This is a genomic window from Emergencia timonensis (genome assembly GCF_900086585.1).
GTDB classification, from domain to species: Bacteria; Bacillota; Clostridia; order Peptostreptococcales; family Anaerovoracaceae; genus Senimuribacter; species Senimuribacter timonensis.
Window position 1 is genome coordinate 612,803 of record NZ_FLKM01000008.1, and the last position, 18,745, is coordinate 631,547.

Sequence of the window (18,745 nt, forward strand, 5' to 3'; positions counted from 1 at the left end):
TTACCATTATAATGAAGATGGGTTCAAGAGCCGGCTTCAATTTGCTGACGTGTAATTAGGGCGCTATTGTTTGGCTGAAACTTTCCATTCACACCAATTTTCATTACGAACAGGTTCTATAATATGATTCAATACAGCGCCGCTCCGAAGGTCTTTTATCATCTGCATTTCGTCCTCACTCATATCATATTCTAAATCTACGATGTTGCTTTTTAATTTGCCTCTGTAGATGACCCCGCTTTTGTCTATTATGGCACATTCAAGTGCTGCATTTCTGATATTGAATTCTGAATCGCCTATCAATAAGTTTTGAACTAAAGCCGCCTTGCCGTCTTTTGCTGCAACAGCCAGCCCCCTGTCGATACCATATTTAAATTTAGCACGAGAATTCTTTTTAGAAACCATCTCTGTATCAAAGAGCGCATTATCTAAGCCACGCTGAACTTTTCCACTGTAAAGAATTTCATACGGTTCATTCTCGCTGCCTGTTAAAGAAAAAACTGCAACATGCCCTTTGTGATTTGTCATCGCTAAACTTCCGTCCTCACCCCAAGCATATGTCATTTTTTCTGAGGCTGGAAATACTTCAATCGGACCATTGGAGGTCCAATTATCTGCATCAACCAGGTCCACAAAGTAAGTTCCATCTTTTACTGAGAAAACAGCTAAATATCTGTGATCACCGGATAAACTCATTTCTACATATTCAGCATCTTCATCTAGTGGATAAACCATGGCCAGTTCCTCGCTTAAAGGTTTCGGATTGGGTACTGTGGCGCTTCTTCTGCCCATCCGTATTGTTGCAGTGGCTTTTACATCAATGGGGAGTTCATATACGCCATAACCTTCGTCAATTTGAGAAACATCCACAGAAGCCCCCTTGGCTGTTTTATTATTGACTATGAAAAGCATTCTGTTTTTTAAGCCGTAGTCAGAGGCTGTTTTTCCCACATGAGAATCGTCAGCTTGATTTTCGCCGTCTGCTTTATATGACAGCCCTCCGGAAAGATCCGGATGAGACCACTTCTTTCCATCTTTGATATTTTCCTCCTGGATAACGAGTATGGGATCAAATTCATAAAAATCTTCACCTTGGCCCAACGGCTTTTCGATCTCTGTCTTATAACCCAAAGCTGTCTTGTAATCATAATCCTCTACTTTGGAAACCTTATATTTCTGATATTCATTCTCTATAACGGGGATTTTGAATACGCTATTCAAGGCTGTATACAGGTCCACCTCGCCATCATAGGCTGACGCGCCGTCTTCCGGAGAAAGCAGGCCTCTCCTATCATAGACCTTTAAACCGGTCAGAGCATTATCCGAATTATATATCTTAGTGCCAAATTGGAATCGGAAGTTTACCGGATAAAAATCCAAGTAGTCCTTCAGTCTAATCTTACCCTCTTCCCCAAGACCGCTCTTCGAGACTTTCTGCTGGATTTCGTTATAAAAAGCATGAATTTTTTTCTCCTGCAATCCGTCTAACCAGTCATATTTTAGCTGCGTAAAGTAAGGTACCGTGGACCATCCTGTGAAACGGATATCGTCATAGACTATAGAGTCAACATTTTTAGCAAGTTCGCCCCTTTTAAAAGAAGATTCCGTTTTCTTTGTGCTGTAATCGAAACGATTGGTCCAATGAAGACCATCGGATGAACTAGCTCTGAAGCCCACCGTCAATCCATCTGCCATATCGCTGTTGCCCGAGATTGTTTCTTCTGTCAGCGTGACTTCACCGACCTTGCCGTTCACGAAAGTCCAGCCATAAACAGTCATCCCAATGGAGAGGACCGTCACCGCCACAAATATTATAATTGACTTTTTCATAATAGATGACTCTCCTTTTATTCTTATCATCTTTCTCTCAGTATTACTTCATTTGATCAACAGCCTTTCTAATGCGGTCTGCCCTGTAATCATATTTTTCCTTTACAATTTCAATTAATGTACTTCCTGACTTTTCTATGTCGTCTACGCTGAGATCATCTATAATCTCACTTTTTCTTATGAGGATTGCCCTGTCAATATAATCTGCAATTTCCTCAATCAAATGAGTAGAGATGATAACTGTCTCGTCCTCATTTAAAACGCTTACCAAAACTTCGTAGAAGTCTTCCCTGTTAAACACATCGTTGCCGGCGAAAGGCTCATCCATGAATATGTAATCTGCCCCCTGGCTGATTGCCAGTACCACTTCAAACTGGTTTTGTTGTCCCAGACTGAACTCGCTAATTTTTTTCTTCGTTGGCAATTCAAAGAATTCCATCAGAGCCTCATATCTTTTTTCATTAAACTGGGGGAACTGCATCTTGTAAAACAACTTGTGATCCTCAGCTGTAATAGACGGAAAGAAAGAATGGTCGCCAGTTGCAAAAGACAACCTGGATATATTGCTTTCATCAATTTTTTTTCCATCCAATGTGATCTCACCTTCAAAGGTCAGGAAACCCATAATACATTTCATAAATGTGGTTTTTCCGGCACCGTTAGCACCAAAGAGACCGATGACCTGCCCCTTAGGAATTTGAAGATTGCAATTTGCGAGAGCAATCTTTTCCTTATATTTCTTAGATACGTTTCTAATCTCAATCATTTTCCGTCCTCCTTAATGATTCTGCTTAATGTCCGCAAGCGTCACCAAGCGGCCAGGCGCTAATTGCAGAATGGTAAAATGTGTGATAGGTAATCCGGATGAAGTGCAACTTCCGGTGTTCCGAGAACATACACGACTAAATCAATTGCGGTATGCAGGGTCATGATCATCGCTATAAAAAATGCCTGTATGACGGGTGAGACCCAAATCGTCCGTGGATACTCTTTTCTATTCGGCAGCCTCTTCATAACATATACGCTTTTCGTCTCCTTATTATAGTACTCATAATTCCAATATGCCTGAAGAAGGACTACCAGTAAAATTGCTATTATGTACCCGTAATAGGTGTGTTCCTGCATATCCCAGAAGTAAGGCATCCTTACGCCGGAGTCTATCGTTACCCCTTTGATGCTGTTTTTGATCAGATCCAGCTGCATCAGATATCTGCCAAAGAACAATAAATGTTCGGCAATCCCTATAAAAATACAAACGCCGAAGAAAAAGTTGGCTCTTTCCAGATTGCTCCCTAGGGGCATGAATCTGCGCCTCAGCCAGACTGGATTTAGCTTTTTCAGTCCGTTTCTCATGCCATGTTCCGTACCTCTGCCATATCGCTTAAGCAAGGACGGGTCATAGGTTTCAGCTGCGCTGTTGACTTCAAGACGAATGCTGTCATCAAATTCCGTACTGTCCAAGTCCATGATGCCTATGTATTTATTAACCATAAACGGATCGCCCTTAGGGCGTTTCTCTCTTGAAATCACATCTCCAAAGGAAAAGGCAGCGTAAAAAATTAGAAGCAGAATGGCCATAAGTATATAGCTGTTCTCAGAGAGATAAGTCCAAATAAGAAACATGGGAACGATTACCAGCGCCACGCCGGCTGATTGCCTTCCGTTATGCCAGCCGAAATAACATGACCTGGCACATTCGCCTGCTAAAGCCAGTGCGGCAACAATGTTAAAGATGATGATAGTTGGATGTGCAATGGGAATCAAAACATGGCCTATTTCTGTCCTTAATAGACCGAGAGCAAGTTTGGTGTCAATACCGGTGGCGCCTGCCATGGTCAGCCCTATCTTTCCAATCCCATATAAAGAAGCAATTGCCACGCCCCAAAATATAAGGATTATAGCAAGGTAGTAAAAGAAGATTATGAGAAAAGATGAAATCGGTGATAAGCCCAATCTTCTCATCGTGTATCCAATCGTTGCATGGGTCGCCTTCAGGGATTTCTTTCCATTTAATGAATTTACTACTGTCATCAGCCCTATCACGTTTATTGTAATAAACAGTAAGACAGCCCACACCCCACCGAAAGCGCGTTCCATGAGCATATAGGAACTAGTATCATAGGGGTTGCCGATTCTCAATAAGAAAATTACCAGAAAACTCAACGGAATGGCACCGACAAGGAGCAGAATTTTTCTGTGACTCGCTCTATTGTATAAGAAAATTAAAGATAAATATTTGTTCAATCAGGGTACCTCCTAACTTATAATGATGTGATGATTACGCATTTACCAATTTTGACATTAAAGTGTTTCGAAGAATTATCCTAATATGGTTAAAATATATTTAAGTATAACATATTTTGATGGAAATTTCAAATTATTCTGTTAAAAACGAAGAACGCTGTCTTATTAGAAGAGAATATTGTCCAATATGTCTCAAAGTTAAATATAACTACTTCTCCTCTATCATTTTCTCGATATCGATCTCATATTTCTCCAGCTTGTAGCGCAGATTCTGCCGGGTGATGGACAAAGCCCTGGCGGCGGCTGACAGCGTGCGGTGCTGCGTGAGCGTTTTGATGATGATATCCTTTTCGAAGGCTTTGACCCGTTGATCCAGCGACCTTGAGTCGTCATCTATCGGTGTATTTTCGTAATACTTGATGGAGGCGAGGAGATAGGCGGGGATGTTTTCTCTCGTCAGGAAGCCGTCATCTACAATATTGAAGCATCCTTCGATGATGTTTTTCAGTTCCCTGACATTTCCCGCCCAAGAATAGTTCCTCAGCACTTCCAGGGCATCCTCCGTAATTCCCAAAATATTTCGATGCATCGTCTTATTAAAATAATTGATAAAATAATCCGTCAAAAAAGGGATATCGCTTTTGCGCTCGCGCAGGGGCGGGATGGTAATTTGTACAGGGGAAAGGCGGTAGTAAAGATCTGTCCTGACTTTTCCTTGATTGAGAACGACTTCCGGCTTCTCATTGACGGCGGAGATAATGCGCACATCAAAAGCAACATCCTTTTCGCAGCCGATTCGTCTGACTTTTTTTTCTTCCAGAACCCGCAGAATTTTACTCTGCATGTTGATATCCATAGAATTGATTTCATCGAGGAATAATGTGCCGCTGTCTGCCAACTCGAAAAGCCCCTTGCGATTCTCGGCACCCGTGTAGCTCCCTTTGACGGTTCCGAAGAAAATACTTTCCAAAAGCGTATTTGGGATAGCAGAACAATTTTGCACGATGAACGGTCCGTCCTTCCTCTTACTGGCGCTGTGGATGGACTGCGCAAAGAGTTCTTTGCCCGTGCCCGTTTCTCCGTAAATTAAAACAGAAGAGCTGGTGGAAGCGATTTTGAGAAGATTGTCTTTTAGCTGGATCATATGCTCATCTTTGGTAATGATATCGCTGGCAGTGAACAAGTTGGCGGGGTTGGCAGGCTTGTTCTGCACAATGGAGAGGCGGTCGTGCTCGTTGGTGATATAAACGGAAACGTCGATGGCGCCGATCAACTGACCGTTCGCATCTGTCAGCGGCATGGTCGTATTGATCGCTTTGATCCGCACACCTATGCAGTTATCGTACTCCTGAAAATAATTTAGAATCGGCTCGCCCGTGCGCAGTACAGTGAGTAAAGTGCTGCTCTGCTCGTCGAGACTTGGAAAAACGTCCAGCACATGTTTATTCAAGGCATCTTCCGCGGAAAGCGGGTTGATGTTGGGCCGGTAATTAAAATAATATCTGATGATTCCTTCTTTATCGACGGCAGCCAGACCGTCGATATTTTTATAGAGCTTCATGGCCTTTTCTATATATTTCGATAACACGGAAAGCCTCCTTTCTCTACTAACTATAGTATAGTTGTGCAGACTTTTTTTACAAGAAGAAAATAATTATTTTACAAAATGCGCTTTTTGCAGAGTTGACAGGTGAAAAACCTTGAGATTTCACAAAAAAATCTTGGCACAGCTTTTGCTCATATATACGCAAAGTCATTAGAATGAGAAAGGAGAAAGAAAATATGCACGATACGTTAGAGAAGAAGGCCTTTGACCCCTTAGGCGGAGATAAATGGTTCCCAAAAGAAACCTGGTTTGAGGAAGATATGCCTGAATATTGGGGAGACTGGGGCTGCCATTCAGAGGTCGATGAGCTGAAAGCCGTTTTGATGCGAAGACCGGGAGCTGAAGTCGATGATTTTAACTTTCGAGAGGTGAGATTCCGCACGGAGATCGACCCTGCGCGGTTCAGAGCCCAGCACGATAAACTGGCGGATTTTTATCGGAGCAAAGGTATCGCCGTCCATTACGTGGAAGAGCAAAGAAAGGATCGGCCCAATGCCCTGTTTTGCAGGGATCTGCTTCTGATGACGCCGGAAGGTGCGATTATCTGCCGGCCGGCCATGGCGGCGAGAAGAGGGGAAGAGACGGCAGTTGCGAGAACCGTTGCCAACTTGAACATCCCTATCATCAAGACCATCAATGCGGACGGCTACTTTGAAGGCGCCAATGTCATGTGGGTCGATCGGGAAACCGTGATTTTGGCCATCGGTGCAAGAACCAACAGGGCGGGCGCTGAGCAAGTCGCCGCAGAACTGAAACGGATCGGCGTCAAAGAGATCATCTACATGCAGACGCCTTGCGGGCAGGCGCACATTGACGGCGTATTCAACATCGCCAGCCATGACCTGGTCTACATGTATCCCTCCCAGGTTCCATACAGCGTGGTTGACGCCATGAAGAAAAAGAGCTACAGGATTCTGGAGTGCCCGGATACCAGGGAGTGCAAAGAAGGCTTTGGCGTCAATTTTGTCGCGATCAGACCCGGGGAAATTGTCATGCCGGCAGGCAACGACAGATCCAGGGAAATTTTGGAGAGTAACGGCGTCAAAGTTCATGTGGTAGAATACGACGAAGTTGTCAAAGCGTGGGGCGGCATGCACTGCTGCACTGCTTTCCTGAAAAGGGGATAGCGATGAACGACATGCCAACCTTACTGCCGTCAATCTTCTTGCTGGTGATTTTCTTCCTGGGCTATTTTATACAACAGATTACAGGATTTGGCGCGGCCATCTTCTGCCTTCCCTTTGCACTGCTCGTACTGCCGAGAGAAGTCTTCATGCCAGCGGCATGGCTTTTTACAGGGGCACAGTCCATCTTCATTTTGATTCGTCAGAGAAAGAAGATAAATGTTCGACAGCTGATGATCGTGCTGACCCTGGCGGTTCTCTTTGGACCGATTTCGGCTGACTATCTGCTCGCTCACGTCTCTGAAGGGCTGATTAAAATTTGTCTGGGCTTGTTCATCATCGTGAACTCTGCCTATGAGCTTCATGGAATATACAAAGGGAAAAAGAAGAAGGGACTGAGACTTTGGCACTATCTTTATCCGATCGGAAGCGGAGCCCTGCAGTCGGCCTATGGTATCGGCGGCCCCTTGCTGATCGCATACCTGAATAAGACCATCGAGGATAAGGATGCGCTGCGCAGCACCGTCTGCGGCTACTGGGCAGTGCTGAATACCTTTCTTCTGGGCAAGTATATTGTTTCTGGTCAGATGACAAGTGTCTCGGCAGGGGTCTGCCTGATGCTGCTGCCAGCAGTCATCGCGGGCGCAATTGCGGGTGGTTTCGTATTAAAAAAAATTAACCAGAGAACTTTTTCGGTAGCGGTTCACTGTGTGCTGATGGGTTCCGCAATCTTTATGATCATTTAAATCAAGGAAAGAAAGGAGCAAAAAATGGAATATGGAATTTTATCAATTGTCCCTACGATTGTCGCAGTAGGACTCGCTCTTACGACGAAGAACGTCTATGTGTCGCTGCTGCTGGGACTTTTTATAGGGAATGTCATTATCTTTGACGGCAATATCCTCTCTGGTGTGGACGGCATCATCAAATCTGTCGAAACGGTCTTTGCCGATGGAAGCAATCTGACGACGATGCTGGCGATTTCTCTGATGGGCGGCATGATTCTGCTGATTCAGAAAGCAGGAGGCGTCAACGGTTTTATCGACTTTCTGACAGTAAGGACATCTCTGATCAAATCAAAGAAATCCGCTAATTTCATCACCTGGCTCATCGGCATCATCGTGTTTGTTTCTGCAAATATGAGCAGTCTGATCGCCGGTTCCATCATGAAACCGGTCAACGACAAGTATCTGACTTCCCCTGAAAAGCAGGCCTTTATCGTGCACACCGTTTCCGCACCAGTCTGCGCGCTGATTCCCTTAAGCAGTTGGGGCGCTTACATGATCAGCGTGCTGGAGAATTCGGGCGTTGAAGGTGCGGCGGGCATGATGATCAAATCCATACCGCTATCCTTTTATGTGGTGATCGCAGTGACAATCGTGCCGATTATGATTTTAACCGGCTTTGACTTTGGACCGATGAAAAAAGCGGAACTGCGTGTGATTGAGGAAGACAAACTGGCAAAGGCCAGCGGCGTTTACGAAAAGGGTGCAGATGAAAAGACGACAACCTGTCTGCTGCTGATTCTGCCAGTAGCGGCGATGATCGCCGTCACCATCATCGGCATGTACATCACTGGCGATGGGAATATCTTAAATGGAGCCGGCATGAGATCGTTCCTTTGGGGTGTATTGTCCGGCATTGCCATCGCGTTCGTCATGATTCTGGCAAAGAAAGTGATGACCTTTAAGGAAGCCAGCGCTTCGCTGTATGAGGGCTGGGTAGGCATGCTTCCGATTATCATCATTCTGACCTTTGCTCTGGGTCTGGGTGACCTGGTATCGACCCTGGGAACAGGCGAATACCTGGCTAATGCCTTCTCTGGTATTTTGAGTCCGGCGCTGCTTCCAGTCATCGCCTTTATCATCGCCTTGATTATCTCTTTCTCCACTGGAAGTTCCTGGGGAACGATGGCTGTAGTTCTGCCTCTCGTCATGCCGATGGCGTTCACCATGGGCACCAGCATTCCACTTCTTGCAGGCGCGGTTTGGAGCGGCGGCCTGTTTGGAGATCAGTCATCGCCAATTTCCGATACGACTGTCGTGGCATGTTCGGCGACAAAATGTGGCATCGCGGAACATATCAGAAGTCAATTTCCATATACGTTGTCAGTAGCACTGATTTCTGCTGTGCTGTACATTGTTGTCGGATTTATTATGTAAAAAGGTTAAGCGGCGGCCGTGTGGCCGCCGTTTTGTTCGCTTAATTACGTATAAAGCTGATTGCCATTTGTAGTGAATCAGCAATGGCGGCGCAAATGCGCTTTTTTTGGTATCAATGCGCCGCATTTTTGGCAGCATGAGAGCTATTCCACGGATGAACCATCCGAAATGCGCGAGTTTTGATCAAAACCGAGCGGTTTTTATAAATAGTTATATTATTATATCATAAAATATAGTATAGAAACCGACATTTTTCCTACTGATTTCTGTGAAATTTACCCTTGGACGCTTGGAAAACGGCGCTGTATAGCTTAAAAAGCATGGTTTACACCGTTTTGTTTGTGGCAGTGCTTTGGATCAGCACGAAGATCACTTGACAAATGCATCCGCAGGAAGTAATGTGTATATATTAGGAGATTATGATGGACATACTGATTCAGGCAATTGGATATATCGGCGTACTGCTGTTTATTTTTTCGTATCAGATAAAATCCAATCGAGCGTTGTTTTTTTGTCAGATATTGGGCAGCGCGCTGTTTTGCCTGCAATTTTTCCTGTTAAATGCCTTGAGCGGCTGTCTGAACCTGATGGTCATCATGTTTCGAAACGGCTTGTTGATGTGGTATGACAAATACGCGTGGGTCAGATGGAAAGGATGGATTGCGATTTTATCAGCAGTATGCATAGTGATCCTCGCTTTCACATGGAAGGGTGCGATCAGCCTGCTGCCCTTTGCGGCATTGATTGCCAGCAATGTCGGGTATTGGACAAATAACGCACAAAAAATTCGTTTGTCAAATTTGGCATGTGCTTCTCCATGCTGGCTCATATACGATATCCTTGTCGGCTCATGGGGCGGCGTGCTCAATGAAAGCATTACCCTGGGTTCCATACTCCTTTCCATTTACCGCTATGGCTGGAAAGCGATGGGGGATCCAGATTCCGAATTTCAAAAAAGATAAAGTGGGGCTGCGGCATTAGGATCGAACTAAATGCAGCAGCCCTTATCTGTATAAATAAAGGACTGCTGCGGCGACAAGAAAAGTGGACAGGAACATCATCAGAAGCTGGGCTTTGCCGTGCTTTACATGGCGGAGCTGCTTTGCAGCAATATAGACAGAAATAGAGATGAAGACTGCACCGATCAGGACAGCAGAGTAGATAAAGCGCTGCTCCGACAGGAGGAGTTTAGAAAGCAGGAAACAGACAGCGAGACAGAGAATAATGATGGACAGTACCATTTGCTGCTTTTTTTGCAACTTATTCATGATTTAATCACATCCTTTCGTAAAAGTCACTGACATCATTTTATTCTGTTGCTCGCGGAAATATGCCCTGTCCTCACGGAAGGAATATGATGGTGGTTTCCCCATTTAATTTGCTCTTTAACAGGTTTTGGCCGGAGGCATCTTTGATCCGTCCGTTTTCGACTAGCTCTCTGAAAGATTTTTGTGAAAGGTGCAATTTTTTCCTAAGCAGTGTGGAGACTTTGATCGGTAAGATATATTCACTGATCAATTTCACTTCGGCAGATTCTCCAGTGCCGATGTCATCGCCGACGATTGAAAAGGCAGGCAGCTCGTATTCCGCCCCGTTCTTGCGGAGCAGATCAAAGTCGAAAGCATAGTTTCTGGCCAGGGCTTGATCATTTTCCTGAAATTGATTGAGTTGTTCTGAAGTCAAAGCTTGCGGAGAAATGCGAGAAAAGATTGTTGCATTCCAAGTCGTATTGCACTTTGTACATTTGTAGATTAACCATATGTCCAGATATTGCCGCTGTGCATTGATGCGAAATTGGTCAGAGGATTTAAAGCGCGTTTTTTTGCCGCATTTTTTGCAGTGGCGATGGACTAGAGGTGTTGAATCATATTGTATTTTCCAAGTTACTTTTTTCATGAGTCAAGTGTAGCATGGCAGTATGGCAATTCCGACCTCATACTTTCTTCATAAATAAAAATGGGAAAAGAGGCGCTTTTATACTCATAAATCATGGAAATTGTTATCGCTGCGAAAGAAAAACTGCTGTCCGGATAGAGTCTTAATCTATCTGAACAGCAGATCCATTCATTCAATTTGTTGTTTTTTTAACTGTCCGACGATTCGCTGGATACTCTTGAGAGATAGAAAATATTTCTCAGCCAATGAGCCCATCTGCTCTCCAGCCTGGTAATCTGCAAAGATTTGCCTATTTCGCTCCTTCAGTTCCTGACGGATTGACGTGGTTTCACCCCAGTTCTTTTTGTTGTCAGAAATTCTTGGAATGTAGAGGAATTCTCCGTCTACATACTCTTGCACTTTTTCCAGCAAGTCCTGCGGCAGTATGTGTGTTGCTTTCTTATAGCCCATCTCGCGCTCCTCATTTTAGTGTTTCAACGGGAAGAGCAAGCACTATCTACAACACGTATTTCATTCCTAACGGCTGCGATAGTCTTGCTTACGCGGCCATAACGATAGGATTAAGCATAAATTGTCAGCCTCCTTGTTCTAAATATATTTGTAATAAAACTTATTTTAACATGGTAAGAGGAATAGGAAAACCCCATTTTTAATTACGAAAAGAAAATGAGACTTGATGGTTGCCAGAGCCTCGCTGCGACAAAGGGAAATAGGAATCTTTGATTCCGGTTATTTGAGATTTCTTCATACGAAGGCAGCAAGCTGCCGGAGTATCAAGAAAATCCACATTGGTTGTAGTCGCAGTGAAACTGCGACAAAGGGAAATAGGAATCTTTGATTCCGGTTATTTGAGATTTCTTCATACGAAGGCAGCAAGCTGCCGGAGTATCAAGAAAATCCACATTGGTTGTAGTCGCAGTGGAACTGCGACATGGGGAAATAGGAATCTTTAATTCCGTTATTTGAGATTTCTTCATACGAAGGCAGCAAGCTGCCGGAGTATCAAGAAAATCCACATTGGTTGTAGTCGCAGTGAAACTGCGACAAAGGGAAATAGGAATCTTTGATTCCATTATTTGTGATTTCTTCATACGAAGGCAGCAAGCTGCCGGAGTATCAAGAAAATCTACCTTGGCTGTTGTCATAGCGAAGCTAGGACATAAGGAAATAGGAATCTTTGATTCCATTATTTGTGATTTCTTCATACGAAGGCAGCAAGCTGCCGGAGTATCAAGAAAATCTACCTTGGCTGTTGTCATAGCGAAGCTAGGACATAAGGAAATAGGAATCTTTGATTCCATTATTTGTGATTTCTTCATACGAAGGCAGCAAGCTGCCGGAGTATCAAGAAAATCTACCTTGGCTGTTGTCATAGCGAAGCTAGGACATAAGGAAATAGGAATCTTTGATTCCGTTATTTCCGATTTTCTTACAATTCTCTTACGTTTCTTAAACTTCGTCAACTTTCGTAGATTTTTGTTCCTTTCGTATGCTATATTAAGATGGTATCTAAAGAAAGGGGAACGAAAATGTTAAGATTAGAACGTGTATCAAAATTCTACTCTGGGAACGGGCTGGTATCCACAGGATTCAGCAAAGTGGACCTGGAATTTGATATTGGCGAATTTGTCGCGATCACTGGTGAGAGCGGCAGCGGCAAATCCACCCTGCTCAACGTAATTTCCGGACTGGATTCTTACGAAGAGGGCGAAATGTATATCATGGGGCAGCCTACCAGTGGATTTTCCAAGGAGGATTTGGAAGAGTACCGCAAGAAATATATAGGCAGCATCTTTCAGACTTTTAACTTGATCAACAGTTATACAGTGTACCAGAACGTAGAACTGGTGCTTTTGATGAGCGGATACGACAAGAGTGAGATTCCTGGCAGAGTCAGAGAGATTATCGAGCAAGTCGGCTTGTCAGATTATGAGAAAACCAAGGCTTCCAAGCTGTCCGGCGGTCAGAAGCAGAGAGTGGCCATTGCCAGAGCGCTGGCCAAGGAGACGCCGATTATCGTGGCTGACGAACCGACAGGAAACTTGGACAGCCAGTCGGCGGCAGAGATTATCAAACTGCTTCACCAACTGTCAAAGGATAAGCTGATTATTGTCGTAACTCACAATTATGACCAGGTGGAACCTTATGTGACGAGAAAAATCGCCATGCATGACGGCAGAGTGGCAGAAGACAAGCGGCTGCGAGTGACCGCCATACAGGCAGACCAAAAAGAAACAGAAATAAAGACTGCAAAAGCAGACTCCCTCTCTTTTGGCAGTATGGTCAGGCTGGGTGTACGAAATACCTTTAATATCCCGGCGAAGTTTCTGCTCCTTTTGGTGGTGTTCATCTTCCTGTGTTCCGCAGTCTTTGCACAGTATTCTTCGTTTATGTACATGGGAGAGATGACCACTGGGGGTTATAACAACTACTTCTCAGATACCGATAAGGACCGCATCCTTGTGACAAAACCAGGGGGAGGGGAATTCACTGATGCGGATTATGCGAAGATAAAGCAAATTGATAACGTAGATAAGATCGTAGAATATGACTTGCTCCTTGATCTTGTGACCAACGTGACCGACGACAGCGAGAAGGGCGAGTATTATGTGACGACAAAGCTAGGAGAAGCAGCGGATTATGCAGACCAGTTGGAAGAAGGCAGGATGCCGAAAAACAGCAACGAAGCCATTATGATCTGCCCGCGGGACCAGTATGCCGCGCAATACATGGATGTAATCATGGACAAAAAAGCCGAAGTCATGGATCAAAACAGCGGCAATGCAATTATAAAAGATAAAATAAAAATAGTAGGCTATGGATATATGACCGAGGAGCAGCAAAAGGCCATGGAAGAGAGCGATATCTACCTGGAAGGCTATTTGTGTGTCAATGACGATACTATGGCAAATATCAGGCTGGCCGCTCTTGAACGTTACTGTACACAGGAAATCGAACTGGCAAATCACATTGCCGAGGGAAATTCTGCGGCCGGGGTTATGCCGATCCGTGCCTCTTCAAAGGTTCCAAAAGGAGAGATATACGTGCCAGAGGATGTGGATGCCATGGCAGAATCCGGCGCTGTAGGCAAAGAACTGAAACTGACCAACAAGAGCCTGTACTTCGAAGATACGTTCCAGTTCAAAGTCGGCGCGGTATACAATAAGAGCAATTTGAGCTATTATCTGGATCGGGACGATTTTGACGCCATCAGCGGCACTTTGTTCATTAACCCAGAGGACTACGGCAAAATGTTTAACAAAGGAAACTTCCAGTCCAGCGTAATCGTCAGCGATTATAAGACGGCAGAAGAGACCGCTGTGAAGATTCAAAAAGCAGGATTTAATACGTTTCATGTCAACGACGGCCTGATCAGCTATTCCCAAGGATTTGACATCATTCAGGAGACGCTGAGGACCATCATGCTGGTAGCGATGCTGCTGGTGCTCTTCTTCATCACGTATTTTATTACCAAGCTGATTTTGAAGTCGAGAAACGTCTACTTCTCTACGATCAGAATGCTGGGTGCGACGAAGGCTAACTGCAGTTCTCTGCTGAAGACCGAGCTGTTTGCAGTGTTTAACATCGCGTTCTTCTTCTGCATTGGAGTCATAGGAATCATAAAGGTAGGGAATTTCCAAGGCAAATCGTTGCTGCAGAATACCTCGATGAATGAAATGCTGTCCTTTCTGACGACAGGAGACTATGTCATTCTCTATGTGGTACTGTGCTTGATGGCTATTTTGCTGGCGGCGAGATATGCGAGACAGTTATTTAAGAAAACTGCCATGAACGCATACAAAGAGGAGGTGTAACGGGATGATCAGATTAGTAAAGGTAAACAAGTATTTCAATAAGAAAAAAAGCAATGAGATTCACGTCATCAACGATACCTCCATCGAACTAGAGAACAAAGGGCTGGTCACCTTCCTGGGCAACTCCGGCTGTGGAAAGACCACGCTGCTCAACGCCATCGGCGGTCTTGACAAGGTAGACAGCGGGGAAATTTATATTGACGACGATAGGATTACGACAAAGTCCAACGGCAAAAAAGACGAGATCCGAAATGTCAGCGTCGGCTATATTTTCCAGAACTATAACCTGATTGAAGACGACACGGTCTTTGAAAATGTGGCTCTGGTGCTGAAGATGATGGGGATCAAGGATAAGAAGGAAATCGAAGAGCGGGTCATGTACATTCTGAAAAGAGTGGGCATCGACAAGTACAAGAACCGTCCGGCAAAGATGCTTTCCGGGGGCGAGCGGCAGAGAGTCGGCATCGCCCGCGCCATCGTCAAGAACCCGAAAATCATCATCGCCGATGAACCGACGGGAAATCTGGACAGCAAAAATACCATAGAAATCATGAACATCATCAAAGCGATTTCCAGGGAGAAGCTGGTCATTTTGGTCACTCACGAGAGAGAAATTGCAGAGTTCTACGCATCGAGAATTATTGAGATTGTAGACGGCAGGATCGTCAGCGACAAGGAGAATGCACACGACGATGAATTGGACTACAGACTGGAGAACAAAATCTATCTGCAGGATATGCCTGTTCAGAAGGAGTTGGTGCAGGACAATGTGAAAGTCAGATTCTTCAGTGACAAAGAGGACGCGCCTCTGGAGATTAAGGTTGTCGTCAGAAACAACAATATCTATTTAGAGACGCCGAAGGGATTGGGAGAAGGCTCTGATGCCGTGGAACTGATTGACGATCACTATAAAAAGATATCAAAGGACATCTATGAGGACTACGAGTTCGATTACGACAAGCTGATTGACGAGAGCTTTAAGCCTCACTATACTTCCATTTTTAACTTGGGAACGCTTTTGATCAATGGATATAAGAAGATTTTTTCCTATTCCGTCATCAAAAAGATCCTCTTACTGGGGTTCGTTTTGGCTTCCATGTTTGCAATTTATGCAGTCAGCAATATTGCTGGGATTACCAACGTCACCGATGACAAATTTGTCCAGGTCAATCAGAACTACCTGACCATCAACACGGCAAAGCTGAGCCCGGCTTTTTATGAAAAATATGAAAAGCTGGCAGGTGTGGACTACGTTCTGCCAGGAGACTCCAATGCCAATTTCATCATGCCGATGGACGATTACTACCAATCGGCAGGCGCTATGACCATGGTCAGCGGTTCACTCTCAGACATTGATATGGTTAAAAAAGACAGCCTGGTTGCCGGAAAGCCTGCTGACAGTGAGAGGGGAATCGTCATCGACAAAATGGTCATTGACAGCATTCTCGGAAAATATGAGGTACAGCAGGTGGGCATATCCACATACGAGGATTTTGTCGGTCGACAATTAGAACTGAATCGCTTGGGCGAATTCACCATTGCTGGGATCACCGACCAGGGAAGTCCGTCCATATATACGGATAAGGACCTCTTCATCGACATCTTATGCAATCAGCCATCTCAGGGAGCCGAGGAAGGCCAGAGCATGGAGGATGTGGAAAACACAGAAGATCAAGTAGTCAATTATGATCTGATGAAGGACAGCAAAGATTTACAGATTACCAGCGGCAATGCGCCGAAAAACGACTATGAGGCTTTGATCAACGAAAACCATCGGTTTGAAGCCGCTATCGGCAGCGACCTGGACATGAAGATCAACGGCAAAAAGCTGACCGTCTGCGGTTACTATTCTGACAAGCGCCAGAGGAACGATATCTATGTGACTGCGAAGATGGCTAAATACTATTATATCGACAGTCAGCAGAGCATGATTCTTTCGCCAAAGGATAAGTCGGAGACTTTTGCGCAGCTATCCGACCGGAATATCAAAGTCACAGATAACTATGAGAACAGCAGAGAGCAATATATCGACAGCATCAAAAAGCAGGTCATGGCGACACTGCTGGTATGCGGAATCATTTTGCTGATCTCGCTCATAGAGATTTACCTGATGCTGAGATCTTCTTTCTTGTCTCGCATCAAAGAAGTGGGTGTACTGAGGGCCATCGGCCTGAAGAAAAAGGACATCTACAAGATGTTCGTCGGAGAGGTCATCGCTCTGACCACGCTGACCACTTTGCCAGCCATGGTGATCATGGCATATATACTGAACGGAATATCCAAGGTGCCGATGATCGGGGAACAATACCTGATGAATCCGGCAGTGTTCCTGATCAGTTTTGCTATCGTGGCGGTGTTTAACTTGGTCGCAGGACTGCTTCCTGTTTTCAGCACCATGAGAAACACACCGGCAGAAATCCTCGCCAGAAACGATGTAAATTAGTCATATTCAACAAAAGAAGCTTCAGACGGAATTCCGCCCGAAGCTTCTTTTGGTTTGAGATATATTTTAGAATGTGCATTTGCTGGTGTTTTTCCAGATTCCATTCTTTTCTGCTGCTTTGATCAGGTCTTCTCTGAAATCAGGATGTGCAACGTTGATCAGAAGTTCTGCACGCTCCCAAGTGGATTTTCCTTTCAGATTGGCAACGCCGTATTCCGTAACGATCATGTGGGTAGCGCTTCTCGGTGTCGTTACAATGGAACCCGGTGTCAACACTGGTGCGATGAGAGACTCCTTCGTTCCGTCTTTGAGGGTTCTTGTAGAAGGGGTACAGATAAAGCTCTGGCCGCCCTTTGAGTGATACGCACCCATGACGAAATCAAGCTGACCGCCAGTTCCGCTGATTTGCTGATATCCCCCAGACTCGGAACATACCTGCCCGTAGAGGTCTACCTGGATACAGCTGTTAACGGAGACAAAATTGTCCATGCTGGCGATGACATCTACATTATTGACATAGTCTACTGGCGCATTGCAGCAGATCGGATTGCCGTCAATGAAGTCATATAATTTCTTTGTGCCGCCTGCAAAGGTGTAAACTAAAGAACCTTTGTTGATGGCCTTGTTGTTGGTCAGTTTTCCGGCGTTAAACAGTTCCACGTAAGCGTCGACCAGCATTTCTGTATGGCCGCTGATGTTCTTGACATCGGAGTCAGCCAACATCTGTCCAATGCAGTTCGGAAGTCCGCCGATACCTAACTGGAGAGTGCTGTCGCTGCTGATTCTTTCTACTACGTGTGCTGCAATCTGTCTGTCGATCTCGGTAGCTCCCTTTGTTGGAAGCTCTGCCAGAGTCTCATTGGAGCCTTCCACGATATAGTCCACATCTGCCAGGTTGACCTGCGTCTGGAACCCTTGTGCGAGGGGCATATTCTCGTTGACTTCGACAATGATTTTTTTGGCACCCTCGATAACGCCTCTCATATCAGAGACCTGAGGCCCCAGGTTGAAGTTGCCGTTCTGATCCATCGGCGTTACCTGGAACATGGCCACGTCGATACCGCAGTCGTTGCCTACCCAGTAAGATGGCAGTTCGTTAAAGTTCATCGGGATGTACCAGCACCTTCCTTCTTTGCACATCTTGCGATCTGCGCCGCTGAAATGAGCGGATTCAAAACGAACCTGGTCATTGGACTGGGTCGCCAGATAAAGCTTGGATGGCGCTTTTCTGATGGTGATACAGCTTAGAATATGTACGTCTTTCAGGCTGTCGGCGCGTCTTGCCATGGCCTCATCCAGGTCTACGGGGCTGCCGCAGCCTGTTCCGTAGTGGACTCTGTCACCCGGCTTTACGATGGCGACGGCCTCGTCTGCTGTGACTAATTTCTTCTTGTACTCGTCTGCGAGTGTGGAAACCTTATACATTAGATCTTCTCCTTTTAACACATACTTATTTTTATCTAATAAATAGGAAATAACGTCTGGCGGCGATATTTCCTTATAAAACAAGGCGTTTACCTTGCAGAAAACTGTTTGTTTACTTTTTAACAATTGCTCTTCACATTTTACTACATTACCGTTAGGTAATCAACCTTAAATTCATAAAGTTCTGGCTTTTTTATGAA

The 18,745-nt window shown here is 45.0% G+C and carries 15 protein-coding genes; 6 read left to right on the forward strand and 9 right to left on the reverse strand.

The genetic code is table 11. The annotated features are described in order from the left end of the window. Positions 1-63 precede the first annotated feature (63 nt). From BN6539_RS04080 to BN6539_RS04095, 4 genes are all read right to left on the reverse strand, one after another. The gene (locus tag BN6539_RS04080; protein WP_067534285.1) at positions 64-1,830 is read right to left on the reverse strand and encodes a hypothetical protein; all 1,767 of its coding nucleotides are present in this window, start codon (positions 1,828-1,830) and stop codon (positions 64-66) included. Between the two features lie 43 nt (positions 1,831-1,873). After that, a complete protein-coding gene (locus tag BN6539_RS04085) occupies positions 1,874-2,596 on the reverse strand; it encodes an ABC transporter ATP-binding protein (protein ID WP_067534289.1) in 723 nt (240 codons plus the stop codon). A 59-nt stretch (positions 2,597-2,655) separates the two neighbouring features. Beyond that, complete coding sequence (locus BN6539_RS04090) at positions 2,656-4,074, reverse strand: hypothetical protein (protein WP_067534292.1); 1,419 nt, start codon at positions 4,072-4,074, stop codon at positions 2,656-2,658. A 208-nt stretch (positions 4,075-4,282) separates the two neighbouring features. Next, positions 4,283-5,662 carry a sigma-54 interaction domain-containing protein gene (locus tag BN6539_RS04095; RefSeq protein WP_082907351.1) on the reverse strand — a complete coding sequence of 460 codons (1,380 nt, stop codon included), beginning with the start codon at positions 5,660-5,662 and terminating at the stop codon, positions 4,283-4,285. 194 nt (positions 5,663-5,856) lie between these two features. Here BN6539_RS04095 and BN6539_RS04100 point away from each other — a divergent pair, with 194 nt between their 5' ends. The 4 genes from BN6539_RS04100 (at position 5,857) to BN6539_RS04115 (ending at position 9,928) form a co-directional block, all read left to right on the forward strand. Next, positions 5,857-6,807, forward strand: a complete 951-nt coding sequence (locus BN6539_RS04100) for a dimethylarginine dimethylaminohydrolase family protein (protein WP_067534295.1) — start codon at positions 5,857-5,859, stop codon at positions 6,805-6,807. Between the two features lie 2 nt (positions 6,808-6,809). Further along, positions 6,810-7,550, forward strand: coding sequence for a sulfite exporter TauE/SafE family protein (locus tag BN6539_RS04105; protein WP_067534298.1), 741 nt, complete (start codon positions 6,810-6,812; stop codon positions 7,548-7,550). Between the two features lie 24 nt (positions 7,551-7,574). Continuing rightward, a complete protein-coding gene (locus BN6539_RS04110; RefSeq protein ID WP_067534301.1) occupies positions 7,575-8,966 on the forward strand; it encodes a Na+/H+ antiporter NhaC family protein in 1,392 nt (463 codons plus the stop codon). 419 nt (positions 8,967-9,385) lie between these two features. Next, positions 9,386-9,928, forward strand: a complete 543-nt coding sequence (locus BN6539_RS04115; protein WP_067534304.1) for a YgjV family protein — start codon at positions 9,386-9,388, stop codon at positions 9,926-9,928. Positions 9,929-9,970: 42 nt separating this feature from the next. On the opposite strand, the gene BN6539_RS04120 is transcribed toward BN6539_RS04115, so the two are convergent. From BN6539_RS04120 to BN6539_RS22250, 4 genes are all read right to left on the reverse strand, one after another. Next, entirely contained in the window at positions 9,971-10,234 is a 264-nt protein-coding gene (locus tag BN6539_RS04120) for a hypothetical protein (protein WP_067534307.1), read from the reverse strand. A 73-nt stretch (positions 10,235-10,307) separates the two neighbouring features. Beyond that, positions 10,308-10,862 carry a DUF1062 domain-containing protein gene (locus tag BN6539_RS04125; RefSeq protein ID WP_067534309.1) on the reverse strand — a complete coding sequence of 185 codons (555 nt, stop codon included), beginning with the start codon at positions 10,860-10,862 and terminating at the stop codon, positions 10,308-10,310. Positions 10,863-11,030: 168 nt separating this feature from the next. Next, positions 11,031-11,312: a CD3324 family protein gene (locus BN6539_RS04130; protein WP_067534311.1), complete on the reverse strand. Its 282-nt coding sequence runs from the start codon at positions 11,310-11,312 to the stop codon at positions 11,031-11,033. 323 nt (positions 11,313-11,635) lie between these two features. Further along, the gene (locus BN6539_RS22250) at positions 11,636-12,235 is read right to left on the reverse strand and encodes a hypothetical protein (protein WP_207645076.1); all 600 of its coding nucleotides are present in this window, start codon (positions 12,233-12,235) and stop codon (positions 11,636-11,638) included. Between the two features lie 156 nt (positions 12,236-12,391). Here BN6539_RS22250 and BN6539_RS04140 point away from each other — a divergent pair, with 156 nt between their 5' ends. Both BN6539_RS04140 and BN6539_RS04145 read left to right on the forward strand, forming a co-directional pair. Beyond that, positions 12,392-14,677 (forward strand): ABC transporter ATP-binding protein/permease, encoded by a 2,286-nt coding sequence (locus tag BN6539_RS04140; RefSeq protein ID WP_067534315.1) that lies wholly within the window; start codon positions 12,392-12,394, stop codon positions 14,675-14,677. Positions 14,678-14,681: 4 nt separating this feature from the next. Then, positions 14,682-17,120, forward strand: coding sequence for an ABC transporter ATP-binding protein/permease (locus BN6539_RS04145; RefSeq protein ID WP_067534318.1), 2,439 nt, complete (start codon positions 14,682-14,684; stop codon positions 17,118-17,120). Between the two features lie 66 nt (positions 17,121-17,186). On the opposite strand, the gene BN6539_RS04150 is transcribed toward BN6539_RS04145, so the two are convergent. After that, the gene (locus BN6539_RS04150; RefSeq protein WP_067534322.1) at positions 17,187-18,545 is read right to left on the reverse strand and encodes an acetyl-CoA hydrolase/transferase family protein; all 1,359 of its coding nucleotides are present in this window, start codon (positions 18,543-18,545) and stop codon (positions 17,187-17,189) included. Positions 18,546-18,745 lie beyond the last annotated feature (200 nt).

Coding starts and splice junctions, on each gene's coding strand:
- BN6539_RS04080 (WP_067534285.1), bottom strand. CDS start 1,830: ATGAAAAAGTCAATTATAATATTTGTGGCGGTGACGGTCCTCTCCATT.
- BN6539_RS04085 (WP_067534289.1), bottom strand. CDS start 2,596: ATGATTGAGATTAGAAACGTATCTAAGAAATATAAGGAAAAGATTGCT.
- BN6539_RS04100 (WP_067534295.1), top strand. CDS start 5,857: ATGCACGATACGTTAGAGAAGAAGGCCTTTGACCCCTTAGGCGGAGAT.
- BN6539_RS04105 (WP_067534298.1), top strand. CDS start 6,810: ATGAACGACATGCCAACCTTACTGCCGTCAATCTTCTTGCTGGTGATT.
- BN6539_RS04110 (WP_067534301.1), top strand. CDS start 7,575: ATGGAATATGGAATTTTATCAATTGTCCCTACGATTGTCGCAGTAGGA.
- BN6539_RS04115 (WP_067534304.1), top strand. CDS start 9,386: ATGATGGACATACTGATTCAGGCAATTGGATATATCGGCGTACTGCTG.
- BN6539_RS04120 (WP_067534307.1), bottom strand. CDS start 10,234: ATGAATAAGTTGCAAAAAAAGCAGCAAATGGTACTGTCCATCATTATT.
- BN6539_RS04125 (WP_067534309.1), bottom strand. CDS start 10,862: ATGAAAAAAGTAACTTGGAAAATACAATATGATTCAACACCTCTAGTC.
- BN6539_RS04130 (WP_067534311.1), bottom strand. CDS start 11,312: ATGGGCTATAAGAAAGCAACACACATACTGCCGCAGGACTTGCTGGAA.
- BN6539_RS22250 (WP_207645076.1), bottom strand. CDS start 12,235: ATGACAACAGCCAAGGTAGATTTTCTTGATACTCCGGCAGCTTGCTGC.
- BN6539_RS04140 (WP_067534315.1), top strand. CDS start 12,392: ATGTTAAGATTAGAACGTGTATCAAAATTCTACTCTGGGAACGGGCTG.
- BN6539_RS04145 (WP_067534318.1), top strand. CDS start 14,682: ATGATCAGATTAGTAAAGGTAAACAAGTATTTCAATAAGAAAAAAAGC.
- BN6539_RS04150 (WP_067534322.1), bottom strand. CDS start 18,545: ATGTATAAGGTTTCCACACTCGCAGACGAGTACAAGAAGAAATTAGTC.